Origin of the sequence: Pseudomonas furukawaii (genome assembly GCF_002355475.1) — a bacterium.
Lineage (GTDB): Bacteria > Pseudomonadota > Gammaproteobacteria > Pseudomonadales > Pseudomonadaceae > Metapseudomonas > Metapseudomonas furukawaii.
In genome coordinates, this window is the sequence record NZ_AP014862.1 from 902,117 (window position 1) to 921,190 (window position 19,074).

A 19,074-nucleotide genomic window follows, 5' to 3' on the forward strand; every position below is an offset into this window, starting at 1 on the left:
AGTCCGGACCGGCAGGGCCCGAGGACCGGCTAGCATGCCTTGAAGGGATTCAAAGTGCCAGCACGACCGACGAGCGTGGTTTGCCCTCCCAGGCGCATTCCGGTAGCTTTGCCGCACGCGCGCGGGAGCGCCTGTTCCCTGTATCGTCGCTCTCCCGCCTTTCCATCATCGTCAGCACCAAGGTCAGTCATGGCTCAATACGTCTATACCATGCACCGGGTCGGCAAGGTCGTGCCCCCGAAGCGTGAGATCCTCAAAGACATTTCCCTCTCCTTCTTCCCGGGCGCCAAGATCGGCGTGCTCGGCCTGAACGGCGCGGGCAAGTCGACCTTGCTGCGCATCATGGCCGGTGTGGATACCGAGATCGACGGCGAAGCCCGTCCGATGCCGGGCATCAAGGTCGGCTACCTGCCCCAGGAGCCCCAGCTCGATGCCAGCAAGACCGTTCGCGAGATCGTCGAAGAGGCGGTGGGCGAGATCAAGCAGGCCCAGGCCCGTCTCGACGAGGTCTACGCCGCCTACGCCGAGCCGGACGCCGACTTCGACGCCCTGGCCGCCGAGCAGGCCAAGCTGGAGGCCATCCTCCAGGCCTCCGATGGCCACAATCTGGAGCGCCAGCTGGAGGTCGCCGCCGACGCCCTGCGCCTGCCGCCGTGGGACGCGAAGATCGAGCACCTCTCCGGTGGCGAGAAGCGCCGCGTGGCCCTTTGCCGCCTGCTGCTGTCGGCCCCCGACATGCTGCTGCTGGACGAGCCCACCAACCACCTGGACGCCGACTCCGTGGCCTGGCTGGAGCACTTCCTCCACGACTTCCCCGGCACCGTGGTGGCCATCACCCACGACCGCTACTTCCTCGACAACGTCGCCGGCTGGATCCTGGAACTGGACCGTGGCCACGGCATCCCCTTCGAGGGCAACTACTCCGGCTGGCTGGAATCCAAGGCCAACCGCCTGGCCCAGGAAGCCAAGCAGGAAGCTTCCCACGCCAAGGCCATGAAGGCCGAACTGGAGTGGGTGCGCCAGGGCGCCAAGGCCCGCCAGGCCAAGTCCAAGGCGCGTCTGCAGCGCTTCGAGGAAATGCAGTCGCAGGAATTCCAGAAGCGCAGCGAGACCAACGAGATCTATATCCCGGCCGGTCCGCGCCTGGGCGACAAGGTCATCGAGCTGCACAACGTCAGCAAGGGCTACGGCGATCGCGTGCTGATCGACGACCTGTCCCTGAGCATCCCGAAAGGCGCCATCGTCGGCGTGATCGGCGGCAACGGCGCGGGCAAGTCCACCCTGTTCCGCATGATCACCGGCAAGGAGCAGCCGGACTCCGGTCGCATCGAGATCGGCGAGACCGTGCAGATCGCCAGCGTCGACCAGAGCCGCGACAGCCTGGACGGCGGCAAGACGGTCTGGCAGCAGGTGTCCGATGGCTTCGAGCAGATCAAGATCGGCAACTACGAAGTTCCGTCGCGCAGCTATGTCGGCCGCTTCAACTTCAAGGGCGCCGACCAGCAGAAGTTCGTCAAGGACCTCTCCGGTGGTGAGCGTGGCCGTCTGCACCTGGCCCTGACCCTGAAGCAGGGCGGCAACGTGCTGCTGCTCGACGAACCGTCCAACGACCTCGACGTGGAAACCCTGCGCGCCCTGGAAGAGGCGCTGCTGGACTTCCCCGGCGCCGCCATCGTGATTTCCCACGATCGCTGGTTCCTGGACCGTATCGCCACCCACATCCTGTCCTATGAGGACGACGGCAAGGTGACCTTCTTCGAAGGCAACTACACCGAGTTCGAGGCAGACCGGAAGAAGCGCCTCGGCGAAGCGGCCGCCCAGCCGCACCGCGTGCGTTACAAGAAGCTGGCCCAGTGATGGGTGGCCTGGTGCCTGCACCAGGCCCGACCCTGACACGACAACGGAGCCTCCTGGCTCCGTTGTCGTTTCCGGAGGAACGATGAAGGGATTCAACCACTACCTGTTCTGGCTCTGCGCCCTGGCCTTGTTCGGCCTGTGCGGCCTGTACTTTTCCTTCTACCCGTCCCCGGCCTGGCAGCTCGGCGCGCTGGGTGGCGCCTTTCTGCTGGGAGGCGGCCTCTACGCCTGGCTGGCCTGGCGGGAGGGGTTCACCCGACTGTTCCAGTTGGAAACCGACGCGGCGCGCTGGCAATTGCACACCGTGCTGGGGTCGCTGCTGATTCTGGTGGTCTGGGGCGCCCTGCTGGTTCCCGCCGGCGCGCTCTATACCCGCTGGCTGGGACAGGACGCCGAGTTCAGTGCACGGGTGCTGGCCAAGGAGCAGGGAGGGCTGGGCTGCGAGTTTCGCGTCGAACTGGTGCTGGACGACGGTGGCCAGGGCGTGGGTACCTGCGTCTCCGAGCGCGTCTGGATCAGCCTGCCGGATCACGGTGTGGTGCTGATGCGTGGCAAGCGCAGCGACCTGGGAATCAGCCCGGAACGGGTGCTGCAGACCCCGCCTGAAGGCTGAGTACTTCACTTGTGCGGAAATGGTGCGCTCATGGCTTCGAGATGGTGCGATTCGGGCCCTTTTGCAACTTGGGAAATTCCCTTGGGAGCTGGAATCTGCCCGGGGAGGAAGTGTCCGATTAACGGACTGATTTACAAGTAATGCACCAAAAAGATTCATCAATGCGTCATTTTGGCCTACCGAGGGGGCGGCTGGCTTGGTAGAGTCTCGCGCGATAAATCGTTCACAACAAAACGAAATTGGTGAGATTCATGACGCAATCCGTTGACGCCTTCCTGGCGCGCCTGAAGCAGCGCGATCCCGACCAGCCTGAGTTCCACCAGGCGGTGGAAGAAGTGCTGCGCAGCCTGTGGCCCTTCCTGGAGGCCAACCCCAAGTACCTCCAGGGCGGCATCATCGAGCGGATCGTCGAACCCGAGCGCGCCGTCCTGTTCCGGGTGCCCTGGGTCGACGACCAGGGGCGCGTCTGCGTCAACCGTGGTTTCCGGGTGCAGATGAGCAGCGCCATCGGGCCCTACAAGGGCGGCCTGCGCTTCCACCCCTCGGTGAACCTCGGGGTGCTGAAGTTCCTCGCCTTCGAGCAGGTCTTCAAGAATTCCCTGACCTCCCTGCCCATGGGTGGCGGCAAGGGCGGCTCCGACTTCGATCCCAAGGGCAAGAGCGACGCCGAGGTGATGCGCTTCTGCCAGTCCTTCATGAGCGAGCTGTATCGCCACATCGGCGCCGACCTGGACGTGCCGGCCGGTGACATCGGCGTCGGCGCCCGGGAGATCGGCTTCCTCTTCGGCCAGTACAAGCGCCTGTCCAACGAGTTCACCTCGGTGTTCACCGGCAAGGGCCTGGCCTACGGCGGCAGCCTGATCCGCCCCGAGGCGACGGGCTATGGTTGCGTCTACTTCGCCCAGGAAATGCTCAAGGGCATCGGTCGCGACATCGACGGCCAGCGCGTGGCGATTTCCGGCTCCGGCAACGTCGCCCAGTTCGCGGCGCAGAAGGTGATGGAACTGGGTGGCAAGGTGATCTCCCTGTCCGATTCCGAAGGCACCCTGTTCATCGAGGACGGCCTTTCCGGCGAGCAGTGGGAGGCGCTGATGGAGCTGAAGAACGTCCGTCGCGGTCGACTCAGTGAACTCCAGGGCCCCGGCCTGCGCTTCCTGCCGGGCCAGCGCCCCTGGGCGCTGCCTTGCGACATGGCGCTGCCCTGCGCCACCCAGAACGAGCTGGATGCCGCCGACGCCCGCGCCCTGCTGGCCAACGGCTGCGTCTGCGTGGCGGAAGGGGCCAACATGCCGTCCACCCTGGAGGCTGTGGATATCTTCCTCGAGGCGGGCATCCTCTTCGCCCCGGGCAAGGCGTCGAACGCCGGCGGCGTGGCCACCAGCGGCCTGGAAATGAGCCAGAACGCCATGCGCCTGCACTGGACCGCCGGCGAGGTGGACCAGCGCCTGCACGGCATCATGCAAAACATCCACCACGCCTGCGTCCACTACGGCGAAGAGAAGGGCCGGGTGAACTACGTGAAAGGCGCGAATATCGCCGGCTTCGTCAAGGTGGCCGACGCCATGCTGGCCCAGGGCGTGGTCTGACGCTGCCGTCGCCCCCGGCTTCCCGGGGGCACTCAATCGGGGTGCAGTGCCCGACCCATGGCGGTACCCCGGTTCCTTTCCCAGTCGTCGCCGCCGTCTTGCAGCCGCGCCTCGTGGTGCCGCCGTTCCTCACTTTGCACCTGGGCCTGGCACTGGCGGAATCCGTCGCTCCAGCCTTCAGCGTAGGTCGCATCCTTCAGGTAGCGGGGGACGTCCTTGCGGAACTCGCCGGTGATCACGCCCGCCGCCTGTCGGCCGCTGCTGCAACCGGCCTCGAAGCCGTCGACGAAGGCCATCGGGTAGCCCTGGGCGAGCAGGGTGTCACGGGTACTCGCGCAGCCCGCCATCAGCAAGGTGCCCAACAGGAAGGGCCAGGCTTGACGATAAAGGTTCACGTAGGCCTCTCTCGGTGACGGTGTAGGAATACCTGGGGAAATCAACTCGAACATTCTCTGCTTGCGACTGTCGAGATTTCGTCAAGACGGTGTGATGGCCCTGTCGACGGGGCGGGATGCTCTTGCTGGCCGTCGTAAGGGTCGTTGGCCCATGTCGCATCCATGACAATCGCCCCTCAGTCGGGGTGTTAGCCTCCTCCGTCCCCGAAGCAGCAGAAAGAGGAGCGACCATGACCGATACACGGGTCGAGACGGACCACGACCGCCTGAACCGGGCGGTGTTCTTCGGTTCCGCTACCTGCATCCTGGCACTGGCCTTCTGGGCGTTGCTGGACAGCGACAGCGCGGCGACCGCCCTGGGGGTGGTGCTGGGCTGGATTTCCGAAGGCTTCGGTTGGTACTACTTCCTGGCCGCCACGCTTTACGTGGTGTTCGTGCTGGTGATCGCGCTGTCGCGCTTCGGTGACATCCGCATGGGGCCGGATCACGCCCGGCCTGAGTTCAACCTGTTCACCTGGGGCGCGATGCTGTTCGCCGCCGGCATCGGCATCGACCTGATGTTCTTCTCGGTGGCGGAGCCGGTGACGCACCTGCTGCAGCCGCCGGAGGGGGCGCCGGGCACCTTGGACGCGGCGCGCCAAGGGGTGGCCTGGACCCTGTTCCACTACGGCATCACCGGCTGGTCGATGTACGCCCTGATGGGCATGGCCCTGGGCTATTTCAGTTTCCGCCATGGCATGCCGCTGTCGATCCGCTCGGCGCTCTATCCCATCTTCGGACGCCGCGTGCATGGGGCCCTGGGACATGGCGTGGAGATCGCCGCGGTCCTCGGGACGGTGTTCGGCATCGCCACCTCCCTGGGGATCGGCGTGGTCCAGCTCAACTACGGGCTGAAGTTCATGTTCGACGTGCCCGAAGGCATCCTGCCCCAGGCGCTGCTGATCCTGCTGTCGGTGGTGATGGCGACCATTTCCACGGTATCCGGCGTGGACAAGGGCATCCGCCGGCTCTCCGAGCTGAACGTGCTGCTGGCCATCGCGCTGATCCTCTTCGTGCTGTTCAGCGGCAACACGGTGTTCCTGCTCAACGGCGTGGTGCTGAACATCGGCGACTACCTGAGCGGTTTCGCCAGCATGACCCTGAATACCTTCGCCTTCGACCGTCCGGTGGACTGGCTGAACGGCTGGACCCTGTTCTTCTGGGCCTGGTGGGTGGCCTGGGCGCCCTTCGTCGGCCTCTTCCTGGCGCGGATCTCCCGGGGGCGGACCCTGCGGGAGTTCGTCCTGGGAACCCTGGTGATTCCGTTCACCTTCACCCTGATCTGGATCTCCATCTTCGGCAACAGCGCGCTGGACGTGGTGCTCTCGGGTAGCGCCGAGTTCGGCGAAATGGCCGTGAACACCCCCGAGCGGGCCTTCTACGGATTGCTGGCGCAGTACCCCTGGATCGGTCTCAGCGCGCTGTTGGCGACCCTGACCGGGCTCCTGTTCTATGTCACCTCGGCGGATTCCGGCGCCCTGGTGCTGGGCAACTTCACCTCCGTGCTGAAGGACCCTTCCAGCGACGCGCCGTCCTGGCTGCGGATCTTCTGGTCGGTGGTGATCGGCGTGTTGACCCTGGCGATGCTGATGGTGGGCGGCGTGCCGACGTTGCAGAACGCCACCGTGATCATGGGCCTGCCGTTCTCCTTCGTGATGTTCTTCATCATGGCCGGGCTCTATCGCGCCTTGCGCCTGGAAGTGGTGCGTCGCGACAGCCACCAGCACGGCCTGGCCGGATACCTGTCGGCGCGGGTGCAGCCCAGTGCCGGCGATGTGCCCGACTGGCAGCAGCGGGTGGAGCGGGTGACCACCCACCCGGATCGCGAGGCGGCGCTCGCCATGTTGGAGGCGGTTTGCCGGCCGGCACTCGGCGAGGTCTGTTCGGCGCTGCGTCGGCAGGGCATCTCGGCCCGGATCAGCGACCGCAACCCCACGGCGGACGGGCTGCCCCGCCTGGCCTTGAAGGTACCTTGTGGCGAGGCCGCGCCATTCCGTTACGAGGTCCGGGTGGTGGAAGCCGCGACGCCGGCCTATGCCGCGCCGGGCACGCCGGAACGCTGCTTCCGGCTGGAGGTGCATCTGCCCGAGGGTGGCCAGGGCTACAACCTCTGGGGCTTCAGCCAGGAGCAGGTGATCGCCGACGTGCTCGACCAGTACGAGCGGCACCTGCACGTCCTCCAGCAGGTCTCCGCGTCCCTGCCGCTGGCGGGGCGTTGATGGCGTGGGCGACCGGGTCTTGCGAGGGCCCGGTCAGCCCTTGACGCAGACCACCTGGCGCAGGGTGTGCACCACTTCCACCAGGTCGCGCTGGGCGGCCATCACGGCGTCGATGTCCTTGTAGGCCATGGGGATCTCGTCGATCACATCCTTGTCCTTGCGGCACTCCACGTGGGCGGTGGCGCGGACCTGGTCCTCGACGCTGAACAGCTTCTTCGCCCGGCTGCGACTCATGGTGCGGCCGGCGCCGTGGCTGCAGGAGCAGAAGGACTCCTCGTTGCCGAGGCCGCGGACGATGAAGCTCCTGGCGCCCATGGAGCCCGGGATGATGCCCAGCTCGCCCTTGCGCGCGGAAACCGCGCCCTTGCGGGTGACCAGCACTTCGCGGCCGAAGTGGCGTTCCTTCTGAACGTAGTTGTGGTGACAGTTGACCGCTTCCAGGCTGGCCTCGAAGGGTTTGCGGATCACCTTGCGCGCCGCCTCGATCACCGCCTGCATCATCAGGGCGCGGTTCTGCCGGGCGAAGTCCTGGGCCCAGCCCACGGCCTCGACGTAGTCGTCGTAATGGCGGCTGCCTTCCTCGAGGTAGGCGAGATCGCGGTCCGGCAGGTTGGCGATGTGCTGGCGCATGTCCGCCTGGGCCAGCTCGATGAACAGGGTGCCGATGGCGTTGCCCACGCCCCGGGAGCCGCTGTGGAGCATGAACCAGACCCGGTCGGCCTCGTCGAGGCAGACCTCGATGAAGTGGTTGCCGGTCCCCAGGGTGCCCAGGTGGCTGCGGTTGTTGGTCTTCTCCAGGCGCGGGTACTTGCGGGTGATGGCCTTGAAGCGCCCGGCGAGGGGGCGCCAGGCCTGGTCGGCCGCGTCCGGCACCGCGTCCCAGGCGCCCTGGTCGCGTCGACCGAAGGTCTTGCCGTGGGGCACCGCGCGCTCGATGGCGCTGCGCAGGCCGTGGAGGTTGTCCGGCAGGTCGCGGGCATGCAGGGAGGTGAGGGCGGCCATCATGCCGCAGCCGATGTCCACGCCCACCGCGGCGGGAATGATGGCGCCCAGGGTGGGGATCACGCTGCCGATGGTGGAGCCCTTGCCCAGGTGGACGTCGGGCATCACGGCGAGGTGCTTGAAGATGAAGGGCATCTTCGCGGTGTTGATCAATTGCTGGCGCGCTTCGTCCTCTACCGGGACGCCCTGGGTCCAGAGTTTGATGGGCTTGCCGCTGGCCACTTCCAGCAGTTGTGGACCGTTCACGTTCATCTGCATCGCCTGACGAGGGTGTGGATAACCATTCTGGCTCCGTTGTAGCGGGGCCGGGCGCGCAGCTTACAGGTGGCGGGCTTGAAGGGTATCGCCGCCAGGTACGAAACCCATCAATAGTGGTACCACTTCAATTCCAGCATCACCTCGTTCACCGGCGCGGCGAGCTGGCTGAATTCGCGCTGGGCGGTCAGGCGCAGGCCGAGGTTGCGGGAAATCTCCCACTGCTGGTTGAGGGACAGTCGGCGCCGGACTTCACCATTGTGGAAATAGTCTCCAGCGGCTTCCAGGCTGAGGGTGCCGACGGGGTTGTGCCAGAGCAGGCCGGTGTTGAAGCCGGCGGCCGTGGCGACGAAGGGGGCGAAGTCCTCGTTGTGTTCGATGCGGGCGGTGGCCAGGGCGAAGCCGAGGGCATCCCCGCCCAGCTGCCAGGCCCCGCCGACGCCGCCGTTGAGGTGGCTCACCAGGCGCTCGTCGCCGTCTTCGCCCAGCACCCGCTCCAGGCCGCCGGCCACCTGCCAGGACCAGGGCTTGAGCAGGTCGCCGCGCGGGGTGAGGGAGCGGATGGTGGCCAGGTCCAGGCGTTGCAGCTGCCAGTGGTTGTCTTCGTATTGGCGCAGCTTGAGCTGGAGGATCTCGATCTGCGCGCCGAGGGGGAAGCCGGAGAGGTTGTCGTTGAGGTCGTGGTAGGCCATGCGCAGGCCGTACTCGGCGTAGGCCCTGTCCTCGCGGGTGCCGGCGCCCAGTTGCCAGGTGCGGGATTCGTGGCCCTCCTCCGGCAGGTCGGGGCGATCCAGCTGCAGTGTCGGCGGCGGATTGCGGTTGATGGACTGGAGCAGGCGATAGCTGCGTCCCGCGCTGGCGGCGGTGCGCTCCTCGCCGACCGAGCGGTAGCGCAGCAGGCGGAAGGCGGCGTCCTGGATCAGCGCGCGGCGCGGGGCGGGCAGGGCGAGGAACTCGGGGGCGTCGAGAAGGCGGTCGTCCTCGGCCAGGCGCAGCACCCACTGCTGTTCGGCGCTATCCAGCGGCTCGGCACGGGCCAGCAGCTCCTTTTCCCGGGAGGCGCGGTAGTCGATGGACTCCACCAGACCGGCGTCCTTCACCGCCCGCACCGTGTCGGTGGGGATGGCGGTAATGGGGAACTGCTCGGTGAGTTCGATGCCGGGACGGGCGATCTCCAGCAGTTCCAGCAGGCGGTAGGAGCAGTTCTCGTCGAAGAAGTAGTAGTCGAAGCGGATCTGCTTCAGCTCCCACACGTGCTCCACCATGCGCCCGGTTTCCTCGGGGCTGAGGTTGAGGCGGTATTCCCAGAGGTCGCGGTTCTCCAGGCGGCTGTATTCCTTCAGCTTGTCGCGGTAGGGCACCAGGGCGAAGAGTCCCGGGTAGCCGCCCATCAGGCCCTTCCAGGCGTAGAGGATGCTGTTGTCCGAACCCTCGATGAAGGCGCCGAAGTTCAGCGCGTAGCTGAGCATGGCGGTGTTGTTCTCGTGGATGTCCGGCTGGTCGATGCGCAGCAGCGTGTGGCCGAACATCGACGAGGGGCTGTTCAGGTAGGCGGCGGGAAACACCAGCACCGTGCTGTGGGGGTTGATGTCGGCGTACCAGGCCCTGTACTCGCTGCAGGGAGGCTGGGGCAGGTCGGTCAGTTGCAGCTGCTCCCGCAGCCAGCGGGTGCGGGCGGGGTAGGTGCACTGCGGGTGCTGGTCGCCGAGGCTGGCGGGCTGGTAAAGCGCTTCCAGGGTGGCGCGCAGCTCCGCGCCGGGGTTGCCGGGGCCCTCTTTGGCGAGGAAGAAGTCCTCGTCATCGACGTAGCTGCGCCAGCCGCCCAGTTTGCCGGTCTCCCAGTGACCCAGGGCGATCCAGTAGGGATCGGCGGCCAGGGTGTCGAGGCGCTCGGCAGGCATCTGCGGGGCGGCGTGGGCGGTGATCCAGGTGCAGAGTGCGAGGTAGGGGAAGATCCGTTTCAAGAGGGCTGCTCTTCTTCACGAGAGGTCGGGCGCAGCTTTGAGGGAGGGGCGGGGCGCTGTCAAGCAAGGCCAGGACGATTGATTGCGCAAGTTCGCGGGACCGTGATGGAGCGTCCACACTTGGAAGTGTGAACAGGGGGATTTCCACATGACCACCACTGACCCACGCGCCGCACTCGACGCCCTGATCGCGGAATACAGCACCCGCGCCAACTCCATTCGCCAGGACCTGGCCAGTAGCCACTCACCGGATTTCGCCGAGCAGGCGGTCCAGCGGGAAAACGACGAAGTGCTGGAGGCCCTGCTGGCCGAGACCGAGGCCGCCCTGCGCCGCGCGGGCCTGGCCAAGCTGCGCCTCGCCGACGGCAGCTACGGTTATTGCCAACGCTGTGGCGAGCCCATCGAGCCGGCGCGACTGGCGGTGCTGCCCGCCGCCGAGTACTGCCTGGGCTGCGCGGACCTGGCTCACTGAAACGCCGCTGGCGTCATGCCTTGCCAGTGGCGACGGGGCGGCGCCAGAATGCGGCCATTGCTTTTCCAGCCGAGCCACTAAGGACACTCGATGCCTGATTCCTTCGCTGCCAGCCTGCGCCTGGCGCCCGATGCGCTCACCCGTCCCTTCGAGCCCCAGCAATTCAACTTCAAGACCACCGACGACCTGGAGCCCTTCCGTGGGGTGCTCGGCCAGGAGCGGGCGGTGGAGGCCCTGCAGTTCGGCGTGGCCATGCCGCGTCCCGGCTACAACGTCTATGTGATGGGCGAACCGGGCACTGGCCGCTTCTCCTTCGTCCAGCGTTACCTCAAGGCCGAGGGCAAGCGCCTGGATACGCCCGCGGACTGGGTCTACGTCAACCATTTCGAGGAACCGCGCGAACCGCGCGCCCTGCAGTTGCCGCCCGGGGAGGCCCAGGGTTTCATCTGCGATATCGAGCACCTGGTGGACAACCTGCTGGCCACCTTCCCCGCCGTGTTCGAAACACCCACCTTCCAGCAGAAGAAGAGCGCCATCGACCGCGCCTTCAACCAGCGCTACGACCGCGCCCTGGATGTGATCGAGCGACTGGCCCTGGAGAAGGACGTCGCCCTCTACCGCGACAGCGCCAACATCGCGTTCACCCCGATGAAGGATGGCAAGGCGCTGGACGAGGCGGATTTCGCCCAGTTGCCCGAGTCCGAGCGCGAGCGCTTCCATGACGATATCGCCAGCCTGGAGGAACGCCTGAACGAGGAGCTGTCCAGCCTGCCGCTATGGAAGCGCGAGTCCAGCAACCAGCTGCGCCAGCTCAACGAGGAAACCATCACCCAGGCGCTGATGCCGCTGCTGTCCCCCCTGTCGGAGAAGTACGCGGAGAACGCCGGCGTCGTGGCCTACCTGCAGGCCATGCAGGTGAACCTGCTGAAAACCGTGGTGGACCAGTTGCTGGACGACAAGCCCGACGCCCAGCGCCGCGAACTGCTGGAGGAGCAGTACTGCCCGAGCCTGGTCGTTGGACATCATGCCAATGGCGGGGCGCCGGTGGTGTTCGAGTCCCATCCCACCTACGACAACCTCTTCGGCCGCATCGAGTACGGCACGGACCAGGGCGCCCTCTACACCAGCTATCGCCAACTGCGGCCGGGGGCGTTGCATCGCGCCAATGGCGGCTTCCTGGTTCTGGAGGCGGAAAAGCTGCTCGGTGAGCCCTTCGTGTGGGACGCCCTGAAACGCGCCCTGCATTCCCGCCAGCTGAAAATGGAATCTCCCCTGGCGGAGCTGGGCCGACTGGCCACCGTCACCCTGACCCCGCAGGTGATCCCGCTGCAGGTGAAGGTGATCATCATCGGCTCCCGCCAGCTCTACTACACGCTTCAGGACCTGGATCCCGACTTCCAGGAGATGTTCCGCGTCCTGGTGGACTTCGACGAGGAGATCGCCCTGTCGGATGACAGCCTGGAACAGTTCGCCCAGTTGCTGAAGACCCGCACCTCGGAGGAGGGCATGGCGCCGCTCACCGCCGCAGCCGTGGCGTCCCTGGCCACCTACAGCGCTCGTCTGGCGGAGCACCAGGGCCGCCTGTCGGCGCGTATCGGTGACCTGTTCCAGCTGGTCAGCGAGGCGGACTTCGTGCGCCAGCTGGCCGGTGATGCGGTGACCGACTCCGCTCACATCGTCAGAGCGCTGAAGGCCAAGGCCACGCGCACCGGCCGTGTGTCGGCGCGCATCCTCGACGACATGCTGGCGGGCATCATCCTGATCGACACCGCGGGCGCCGCCGTGGGCAAGTGCAACGGCCTCACCGTGCTGGAGGTGGGGGATTCCGCCTTCGGCGTCCCCGCGCGGATATCCGCTACCGTCTATCCCGGCGGTTCCGGCATCGTCGACATCGAGCGCGAGGTCAACCTGGGTCAACCCATCCACTCCAAGGGCGTGATGATCCTCACCGGCTACCTCGGCAGTCGCTACGCCCAGGAATTCCCCCTGGAAATCTCCGCCAGCATCGCCCTCGAGCAGTCCTACGGCTATGTGGATGGTGACAGCGCCTCGCTCGGCGAGGCCTGTACCCTGATTTCCGCGCTGTCGCGCACCCCGCTCAAGCAATGCTTCGCCATCACCGGATCCATCAACCAGTTCGGCGAAGTGCAGGCGGTGGGCGGGGTCAACGAGAAGATCGAGGGCTTCTTCCGCCTCTGCGAGGCGCGCGGCCTTACGGGGGAGCAGGGGGTGATCATTCCCCACGCCAACGTGACCAACCTGATGCTGGACGACCGGGTGCTGGAGGCTGTTCGCCAGGGCAGGTTCCATGTCTACGCGGTGCGCCAGGCCGACGAGGCGCTTAGCCTGCTGGTGGGTGAGCCGGCAGGCGTGCCGGACGAGAAGGGGCGCTTCCCCGAAGGCAGCGTCAATGCGCGGGTGGTGGCGCGCCTGCGGGAAATCGCGGAAATGGGCATGGAGGAAGACGAGAAGCCGGCCCCGGCCCAGGAGACCGTCGAGGTCGTGGCCAAGGCTGCGGCACCCGCCAAGGGCCGCAAGGCGCCGAAGAAGGAGCCTGCGCCGCTGCCGGCCGCCGATAGACCCCAGGGCCCGGCCTGAGGCCTGGAGTGACCGGCTGCCCGGGGCTGTTCCCGGCGTGGCTGGTCAGTCACTGATCGATGGGCGGCGATGCCTGTGCGGAGTACGCCCCATCGCCTTTCCCTCACCCTGTTCACAGGGTTATCCACAGCTTGCGTGGATAAGCGTCGAACTTTCGCAGTCGGTCTCTCGGGTGTAGGCTGAATTCAGGCCCCTGCGAGGACAGCCGCCATGACGCGCAACCTCTGCCTTACCCGCCAATGCCTGGGACTGGTGACCCGGATCGAATGCGTGATTCGTCCGCTGGCGGGGGAAAATGGACTCTGGACCCTGCTCTGCGCCGCCGGCATGGCGGGTGAGCAACCTTCTGCGATCAAGGCGCAAGGTCCGTTCCATGGGCCTCAGGTAGCCGAATCCGTCTTGTCCGCCATTGCTGATTGCCTCGCCGAGCAGGGTTACGCCGAAGCCCACGACCCACCCATCTGGCGCATCCACCTGCAGGGCGAGTTGCGTCGCATCAACGGCACCCGCTGCCGCAATCTCGGTGACTACCAGTTCCGGCCGGAAAGCTGAGTTCGCTAGTGGCGAGCTTTTGATCGGCGAGCTGGAGGCAGCGTGGGCGGGGCGACGGGAGCGTCGTTCCAACGCTCGTCAACAGACTTATCCACAATGTTTGGGGATATGTCATTCCCCTGTTCGAATGTTCTTCTGTAGGAAAGTGATCGTTATACTCGCGCCCGTTTCTGACTGACTGCGAGGCGCCATGGAACGCTTTCTAGAAAATTCGATGTATGCGGCACGTTGGTTGCTGGCCCCCATCTACTTCGGCCTGTCCCTGGCCTTGCTGGCGTTGACGCTGAAGTTCTTCCAGGAGGTCTGGCACGTCCTGCCCCATGTGTTCGAGAAGACCGAGGCGGAGCTGATCCTGGTGTTGCTGTCGCTCATCGACATGTCCCTGGTGGGGGGATTGCTGGTGATGGTGATGATTTCCGGCTACGAGAACTTCGTGTCCCAGCTGGATATCGATGAAGGCAAGGAGAAGCTGAGCTGGCTGGGCAAGATGGATTCCGGCTCGCTGAAGATGAAGGTGGCGGCGTCCATCGTCGCGATCTCCTCCATCCATCTGCTGCGTGTGTTCATGGATGCGCCGAATATCGATAACAGCAAGATCATGTGGTACGTGATCCTCCACATGACGTTCGTCATCTCGGCCTTCGCCATGGGCTACCTGGACAAGATGACCAAGCACGACCACTGATCGGCAGGTCCTGCCCCAATCGCCGCCCGTCCGCCAGAAAGCGGACGGGCGGTTGTGTTTCCGGCCCCTGGTTTTCTCCTGTGCATTAGATTTGAGGTGTACAGCGCGCGAGGTGACCTCATGAAACTGCAGGATCTCAGCAGCCACGCCCGGGCCGGGCATGTGGAAGAACTCAACCTGATCTCCATGGAGGGCGGCATCTACCTTCTCGAGGCCCGGATCGACGGCCGTCCCCATGCCCTGGATGACGGGCGAGGGCATGCCGTCCACCTGCGTTCCGTGGAGCATGCGCGGGAGATGCTCAAGGACTTGCCCGGTGTGTCGCTCCACCTGGTACACGATGTGGTGCATGACGAAATGTGCGGCATGGAGGCGGACAGCCAGGAGCGGCTGAGGGTGCCGATATCCAGTCGGGTTTCCCACTGATTCGGATCGACCGGAGCCCACGCCCGGCGAGGGAAGCTGTGCTAGTCTGGCCGGCCTTTTTTCCCTGAGCGGAGCTCCGCGATGTCCCAACTCGATCTTTCCACCGACGAAACCCGCGTCAGCTACGGCATTGGCCGCCAACTGGGCGACCAGATCCGTGACAATCCCCCGCCCGGCGTGAGCCTGGATGCCGTGCTCGCCGGCCTCAGCGACGCATTCAACGGTGTGGAGAGCCGCGTTGATGGCGCCGCCCTGTCCGCCAGCTTCCGCGTGATTCGCGAGCGCATGCAGGCCGAAGCCCAGGTCCGTGCCGAAGCGGCTGCCGGCGCCGGTCGCGCCTATCTGGAAGAGAACGCCAAGCGCGACGGCGTGACCGTCCTGGCATCCGGCCTGCAGTACGAGGTACTGGTTGCTGGCGAAGGCGCCAAGCCGTCCGCGGAGGACACCGTGCGTACCCATTACCACGGCACCCTGATCGACGGCACCGTGTTCGACAGCTCCTACGATCGCGGCCAGCCGGCTGAATTCCCGGTGGGCGGCGTGATCGCCGGCTGGGTCGAGGCCCTGCAACTGATGAACGCCGGCAGCAAGTGGCGCCTGCACGTGCCGAGCGAACTGGCCTATGGCGGCCAGGCCGTTGGCAGCATCCCGCCCCACAGTGTGCTGGTGTTCGACGTCGAACTTCTCGAGATCCTCTGATCCGGGAGTGGCTACCGGGGTGGCCGTCCCTGGCCTGCCCCGGAACCGGCGAGGGCGCCTTCGCCCTCGCTGCAGGACCGACGCCCGGGCGCCGGTCCTGCGGATGACGCCGTCCTGGCGTCATCGAAACCCTTAGTGCGCTTCGTCGTGCGGGCGTAGCGCGCGGGCATAGCAGAACAGGAAGAGGTTGCGCACCAGCTCCTTGAGGATCAGGGGTTCGCTGGAGTTCAGGCTGGCCAGGTCCAGGTCGCCCAGGTCGCGCAGCTCGTCGAGGGCTTCTTCCTGCAGCACGGCGCAGACCTCACCGGTTTCCCGATGGAGAATCCGCAGGTAGGGGTGTGGGCGATCCAGCCAGGCATCGATCAGGTAAGTCATGGCTCATCTCCTTGAAAGTGGCGAGATGAGAATAATTCTTATTACCTAAATAGCAAGTATCAATCGCCACCTTTCGTCGTGACACAAAAAAGCCCGTCGCAGGGACGGGCTCCTCGAACGCTGGCCGATCAGTGCGTGCGGGCCACGGCGAACTCGGTGAGTTCCCTCAGCGCATCACGGTACGGGCCAGGGGGCAGTTGCTCCAGGCAGGCGATGGCCCGGGTGGCGTAGTCGCGGGCGAGCCGTGCCGTGTAATCCAGGGCCCCGGCGGCCTCTACGGCGGCGCGGATGCCTTCCAGGTCCTGGCTGCCACCCTGCTGGATGGCCTTGCGCACCAGCGCCGCCTGCTCCGGGGTGCCGTCGCGCATGGCGGCGATCAGCGGCAGGGTGGGCTTGCCTTCGGCAAGGTCGTCACCGACGTTCTTGCCCAGGGTGGTGGCGTCGCCACGGTAGTCCAGAAGGTCGTCCACCAGTTGGAAGGCGATGCCCAGTGCATCGCCGAACTGGCGCAGGGCCTCCGCCTGTTCGGCGCTGGCATTGGCCAGTACGGCGGCGCTGTGGGTGGAGGCCTCGAAGAGCATCGCGGTCTTGCCGCGGATGACTTCCATATAGGTTTCTTCGGTGGTGCTGGCGTCGCGGATCTTCGACAGCTGCAACACCTCGCCCTCGGCGATGACCCGGGTGGCCTGGGAGATGATCCGCATGACCGGCATGGAACCGAGCTCGACCATCATTTCGAAGGAGCGGGCGTAGAGGAAATCACCCACCAGCACGCTGGGCGCATTGCCCCACAGGGCGTTGGCGGTGGAGCGACCGCGACGCAGGCCGGAGGCGTCCACCACGTCATCGTGGAGCAGGGTGGAGGTGTGCAGGAACTCGATGGTGGCGGCCAGCAGGCGCAGTGGATCGCCACCGAAACCCAGGGCGTTGCCGCTGAGCAGCACCAGCAGGGGGCGCAGGCGCTTGCCCCCTGCGGAGACGATGTAGTCGCCAATCTTTTCCACCAGGGGAACGCGGGAGGTCAGTTGGCGACGGATGATGTCGTCGACTGCGGTAAAGTCATCCGCCACCACGCGGTAGAAAGCCTGGGGTTGCATCGGCCTGAGGTGCTCCAGTTGGGATGCGCGGCATGCTAGGGGGCGGGTCCGGGGCTGTCAAGGCGAGCACTGGCGGTGCTTGCGCGGCAATCCGGGCTTGCGTACAATCGCGGCCCCTGAACTTCCTTGGGCATTTTCCTGCCTTACGCAATTGCATGGGTGTCAGTTCCGGCACCATGCAGCCATGCCGACCCATTTCTCTTTCTATAAAGCGTCGGGTGAGCAGGTTTAACGGAGAAAATCCATGTACGCAGTTATCGTTACCGGCGGCAAGCAATACAAAGTCGCTGAAGGTGAATTCCTGAAAGTCGAGAAGCTCGAAGTCGCCACCGGCGAATCCGTGACTTTCGACCGCGTCCTGCTGATCGGCAATGGCGACGACGTGAAAATCGGTGCTCCGGTTGTTGATGGCGCCAAAGTAGTCGCTGAAGTGGTCTCCCAGGGCCGTCACGACAAAGTGCGCATCATCAAGTTCCGTCGTCGTAAGCACCACATGAAGCGCCAGGGCCACCGCCAGTGGTTCACTGAAATCAAGATCACCGGCATCCAGGCCTAATTTCCTTTTTGGAGGATTTGACTCATGGCACACAAAAAAGCTGGCGGTTCTACCCGCAACGGCCGCGATTCCGAAAGTAAACGCCTTGGCGTGAAACTGTACGGCGGCCAGGTTGTCAAGGCTGGCAACATCATCGTGCGTCAGCGCGGTACCAAGTTCCACGCCGGTGTCGGCGTTGGCCTGGGCAAGGATCACACCCTGTTCGCGAAAGTGGACGGCGTGATCAAGTTCGAGGTCAAAGGTGCTTTCAATCGCAAGTACGTAAGCATCGTCGCTGCCTGATAGCGACCTCGCTGTAAAAGCCCCGTCTTGCGACGGGGCTTTTTTGTTTGTGCTTCACGGAAACTCTGCAATGGGCAGGGTTCCCTGTATCCTATGAGCTTTGTTTCACTCAACCCGTCCCCGTGGCGGGAGGCGTCCTGATGAAATTCGTCGATGAAGTATCGATCTTTGTAAAAGCGGGCGACGGCGGCAATGGCCTGATGAGTTTCCGTCGCGAAAAATTCATTGAAAAGGGCGGCCCCAACGGTGGTGACGGGGGCGATGGCGGCTCCGTGTACATGGAGGCCGATCCGAACCTGAACACCCTGGTGGACTACCGTTACACCCGCCGATTCGACGCCCAGCGTGGCGAGAACGGGGGCAGCAAGGACTGCACCGGGCGCAAGGGTGAGGACCTGATCCTGCCGGTGCCGGTGGGCACCACGGTGATCGATGCCGCCACCCAGGAAATCATCGGTGACCTGGTCAAGCCTGGGCAGCGCCTGCTGGTGGCTCAGGGTGGCTGGCACGGCCTGGGCAATACGCGCTTCAAGTCCAGCACCAACCGTGCGCCGCGTCAGACCACCAAAGGCAAGCCCGGTGAGTCCCGTGACCTCAAACTGGAATTGAAGGTGCTGGCTGACGTCGGTCTGCTGGGATTGCCCAATGCGGGCAAGAGTACCTTCATTCGTGCCGTTTCCGCGGCCAAGCCGAAAGTGGCGGACTACCCCTTCACCACGCTGGTGCCGAACCTTGGCGTGGTGAGTGTCGGACGATTCAAGTCGTTCGTGGTGGCCGACATCCCGGGGTTGATCGAAGGCGCCGCCGATGGTGCCGGCCTGGGTATTCGATTCCTCAAGCACCTGGCGCGCACTCGCCTGTTGCTGCATATCGTCGACATGGCGCCGCTGGACGAGAGCGATCCGGCGGAAGCGGCGGCGACCATCATCGAGGAGCTGGCGCGCTTCAGTCCGGCGCTCACCGAGCGTGATCGCTGGCTGGTGCTGAACAAGGCCGACCAGTTACTCGACGAGGATCGTGATGCGCGTGTCAAGGCGGTGCTCGAGCGTCTGGGTTGGTCCGGTCCGGTATTCGTGATCTCCGCGCTGGAGCGTGAGGGGACCGAGGCCTTGTCCCAGGAAATCATGCGCTACCTCGATGAGCGCAGCTTGCGCATGGAGGAGGACCCGGCGTTCGCCGAGCAGCTCGCCGAGCTGGACCAGCGCATCGAGGATGAGGCGCGGGCTCGCCTGCAGGCCATGGACGACCAGCGCGCGCTGCGTCGCGCCGGCCTGAAGAATGCCGGTGCCGAGGATGACGACGATTTCGACGACGAGGATGACGGCGACGGGCCGGAAATCTTCTACGTACCCTGATTCCCTGCGCCGTCCGGTGCGATGGGGTGTTCGCATGGCTGCGCGCC

General features: G+C 65.4%; 18 protein-coding genes. 13 read left to right on the forward strand and 5 right to left on the reverse strand.

Annotated elements, in window-relative coordinates:
• The first annotated feature begins 189 nt into the window (after positions 1–189).
• The 3 genes from ettA (at position 190) to gdhA (ending at position 4,056) form a co-directional block, all read left to right on the forward strand.
• Positions 190–1,857: an energy-dependent translational throttle protein EttA gene (gene ettA, locus KF707C_RS04200; RefSeq protein ID WP_004420178.1), complete on the forward strand. Its 1,668-nt coding sequence runs from the start codon at positions 190–192 to the stop codon at positions 1,855–1,857.
• Between the two features lie 82 nt (positions 1,858–1,939).
• The gene (locus KF707C_RS04205) at positions 1,940–2,470 is read left to right on the forward strand and encodes a hypothetical protein (protein ID WP_004420175.1); all 531 of its coding nucleotides are present in this window, start codon (positions 1,940–1,942) and stop codon (positions 2,468–2,470) included.
• A gap of 251 nt (positions 2,471–2,721) precedes the next feature.
• The gene (gene gdhA / locus KF707C_RS04210) at positions 2,722–4,056 is read left to right on the forward strand and encodes an NADP-specific glutamate dehydrogenase (RefSeq protein WP_036991276.1); all 1,335 of its coding nucleotides are present in this window, start codon (positions 2,722–2,724) and stop codon (positions 4,054–4,056) included.
• 32 nt (positions 4,057–4,088) lie between these two features.
• Here gdhA and KF707C_RS04215 read toward each other — a convergent pair whose 3' ends face one another.
• Complete coding sequence (locus tag KF707C_RS04215; RefSeq protein WP_051050681.1) at positions 4,089–4,403, reverse strand: hypothetical protein; 315 nt, start codon at positions 4,401–4,403, stop codon at positions 4,089–4,091.
• Positions 4,404–4,681: 278 nt separating this feature from the next.
• On the opposite strand from KF707C_RS04215, the gene betT reads away from it, so the two are divergent.
• Positions 4,682–6,709, forward strand: a complete 2,028-nt coding sequence (gene betT / locus KF707C_RS04220; RefSeq protein WP_004420170.1) for a choline BCCT transporter BetT — start codon at positions 4,682–4,684, stop codon at positions 6,707–6,709.
• Between the two features lie 33 nt (positions 6,710–6,742).
• Here the strand turns inward: betT and KF707C_RS04225 are convergent, their stop codons facing one another.
• Complete coding sequence (locus tag KF707C_RS04225; RefSeq protein WP_004420169.1) at positions 6,743–7,963, reverse strand: RtcB family protein; 1,221 nt, start codon at positions 7,961–7,963, stop codon at positions 6,743–6,745.
• 113 nt (positions 7,964–8,076) lie between these two features.
• The gene (locus KF707C_RS04230) at positions 8,077–9,930 is read right to left on the reverse strand and encodes an Lnb N-terminal periplasmic domain-containing protein (protein WP_004420167.1); all 1,854 of its coding nucleotides are present in this window, start codon (positions 9,928–9,930) and stop codon (positions 8,077–8,079) included.
• A gap of 148 nt (positions 9,931–10,078) precedes the next feature.
• Between KF707C_RS04230 and KF707C_RS04235 the strand changes: the two genes are divergently transcribed.
• The 6 genes from KF707C_RS04235 (at position 10,079) to KF707C_RS04260 (ending at position 15,362) form a co-directional block, all read left to right on the forward strand.
• Complete coding sequence (locus KF707C_RS04235; protein WP_004420165.1) at positions 10,079–10,402, forward strand: TraR/DksA family transcriptional regulator; 324 nt, start codon at positions 10,079–10,081, stop codon at positions 10,400–10,402.
• 90 nt (positions 10,403–10,492) lie between these two features.
• A complete protein-coding gene (locus KF707C_RS04240) occupies positions 10,493–13,000 on the forward strand; it encodes a Lon protease family protein (protein WP_004420162.1) in 2,508 nt (835 codons plus the stop codon).
• Positions 13,001–13,210: 210 nt separating this feature from the next.
• Positions 13,211–13,552 carry a PA4575 family protein gene (locus tag KF707C_RS04245; protein WP_004420161.1) on the forward strand — a complete coding sequence of 114 codons (342 nt, stop codon included), beginning with the start codon at positions 13,211–13,213 and terminating at the stop codon, positions 13,550–13,552.
• 190 nt (positions 13,553–13,742) lie between these two features.
• Entirely contained in the window at positions 13,743–14,237 is a 495-nt protein-coding gene (locus tag KF707C_RS04250) for a TIGR00645 family protein (protein ID WP_004420158.1), read from the forward strand.
• Between the two features lie 120 nt (positions 14,238–14,357).
• On the forward strand, positions 14,358–14,663 hold the full coding sequence (locus KF707C_RS04255; protein ID WP_004420156.1) for a DUF6482 family protein: 306 nt from the start codon (positions 14,358–14,360) through the stop codon (positions 14,661–14,663).
• A gap of 81 nt (positions 14,664–14,744) precedes the next feature.
• Complete coding sequence (locus tag KF707C_RS04260; RefSeq protein ID WP_004420154.1) at positions 14,745–15,362, forward strand: FKBP-type peptidyl-prolyl cis-trans isomerase; 618 nt, start codon at positions 14,745–14,747, stop codon at positions 15,360–15,362.
• Positions 15,363–15,494: 132 nt separating this feature from the next.
• Here KF707C_RS04260 and KF707C_RS04265 read toward each other — a convergent pair whose 3' ends face one another.
• Both KF707C_RS04265 and KF707C_RS04270 read right to left on the reverse strand, forming a co-directional pair.
• Positions 15,495–15,737, reverse strand: a complete 243-nt coding sequence (locus KF707C_RS04265) for a PA4570 family protein (RefSeq protein WP_004420152.1) — start codon at positions 15,735–15,737, stop codon at positions 15,495–15,497.
• A 128-nt stretch (positions 15,738–15,865) separates the two neighbouring features.
• The gene (locus tag KF707C_RS04270) at positions 15,866–16,834 is read right to left on the reverse strand and encodes a polyprenyl synthetase family protein (protein WP_004420149.1); all 969 of its coding nucleotides are present in this window, start codon (positions 16,832–16,834) and stop codon (positions 15,866–15,868) included.
• 244 nt (positions 16,835–17,078) lie between these two features.
• Here KF707C_RS04270 and rplU point away from each other — a divergent pair, with 244 nt between their 5' ends.
• The 3 genes from rplU (at position 17,079) to cgtA (ending at position 19,027) form a co-directional block, all read left to right on the forward strand.
• The gene (gene rplU / locus KF707C_RS04275; RefSeq protein ID WP_004420147.1) at positions 17,079–17,390 is read left to right on the forward strand and encodes a 50S ribosomal protein L21; all 312 of its coding nucleotides are present in this window, start codon (positions 17,079–17,081) and stop codon (positions 17,388–17,390) included.
• 24 nt (positions 17,391–17,414) lie between these two features.
• Positions 17,415–17,672, forward strand: coding sequence for a 50S ribosomal protein L27 (rpmA, locus tag KF707C_RS04280; protein ID WP_004420146.1), 258 nt, complete (start codon positions 17,415–17,417; stop codon positions 17,670–17,672).
• Positions 17,673–17,812: 140 nt separating this feature from the next.
• Entirely contained in the window at positions 17,813–19,027 is a 1,215-nt protein-coding gene (cgtA, locus tag KF707C_RS04285; protein WP_004420145.1) for an Obg family GTPase CgtA, read from the forward strand.
• Positions 19,028–19,074 lie beyond the last annotated feature (47 nt).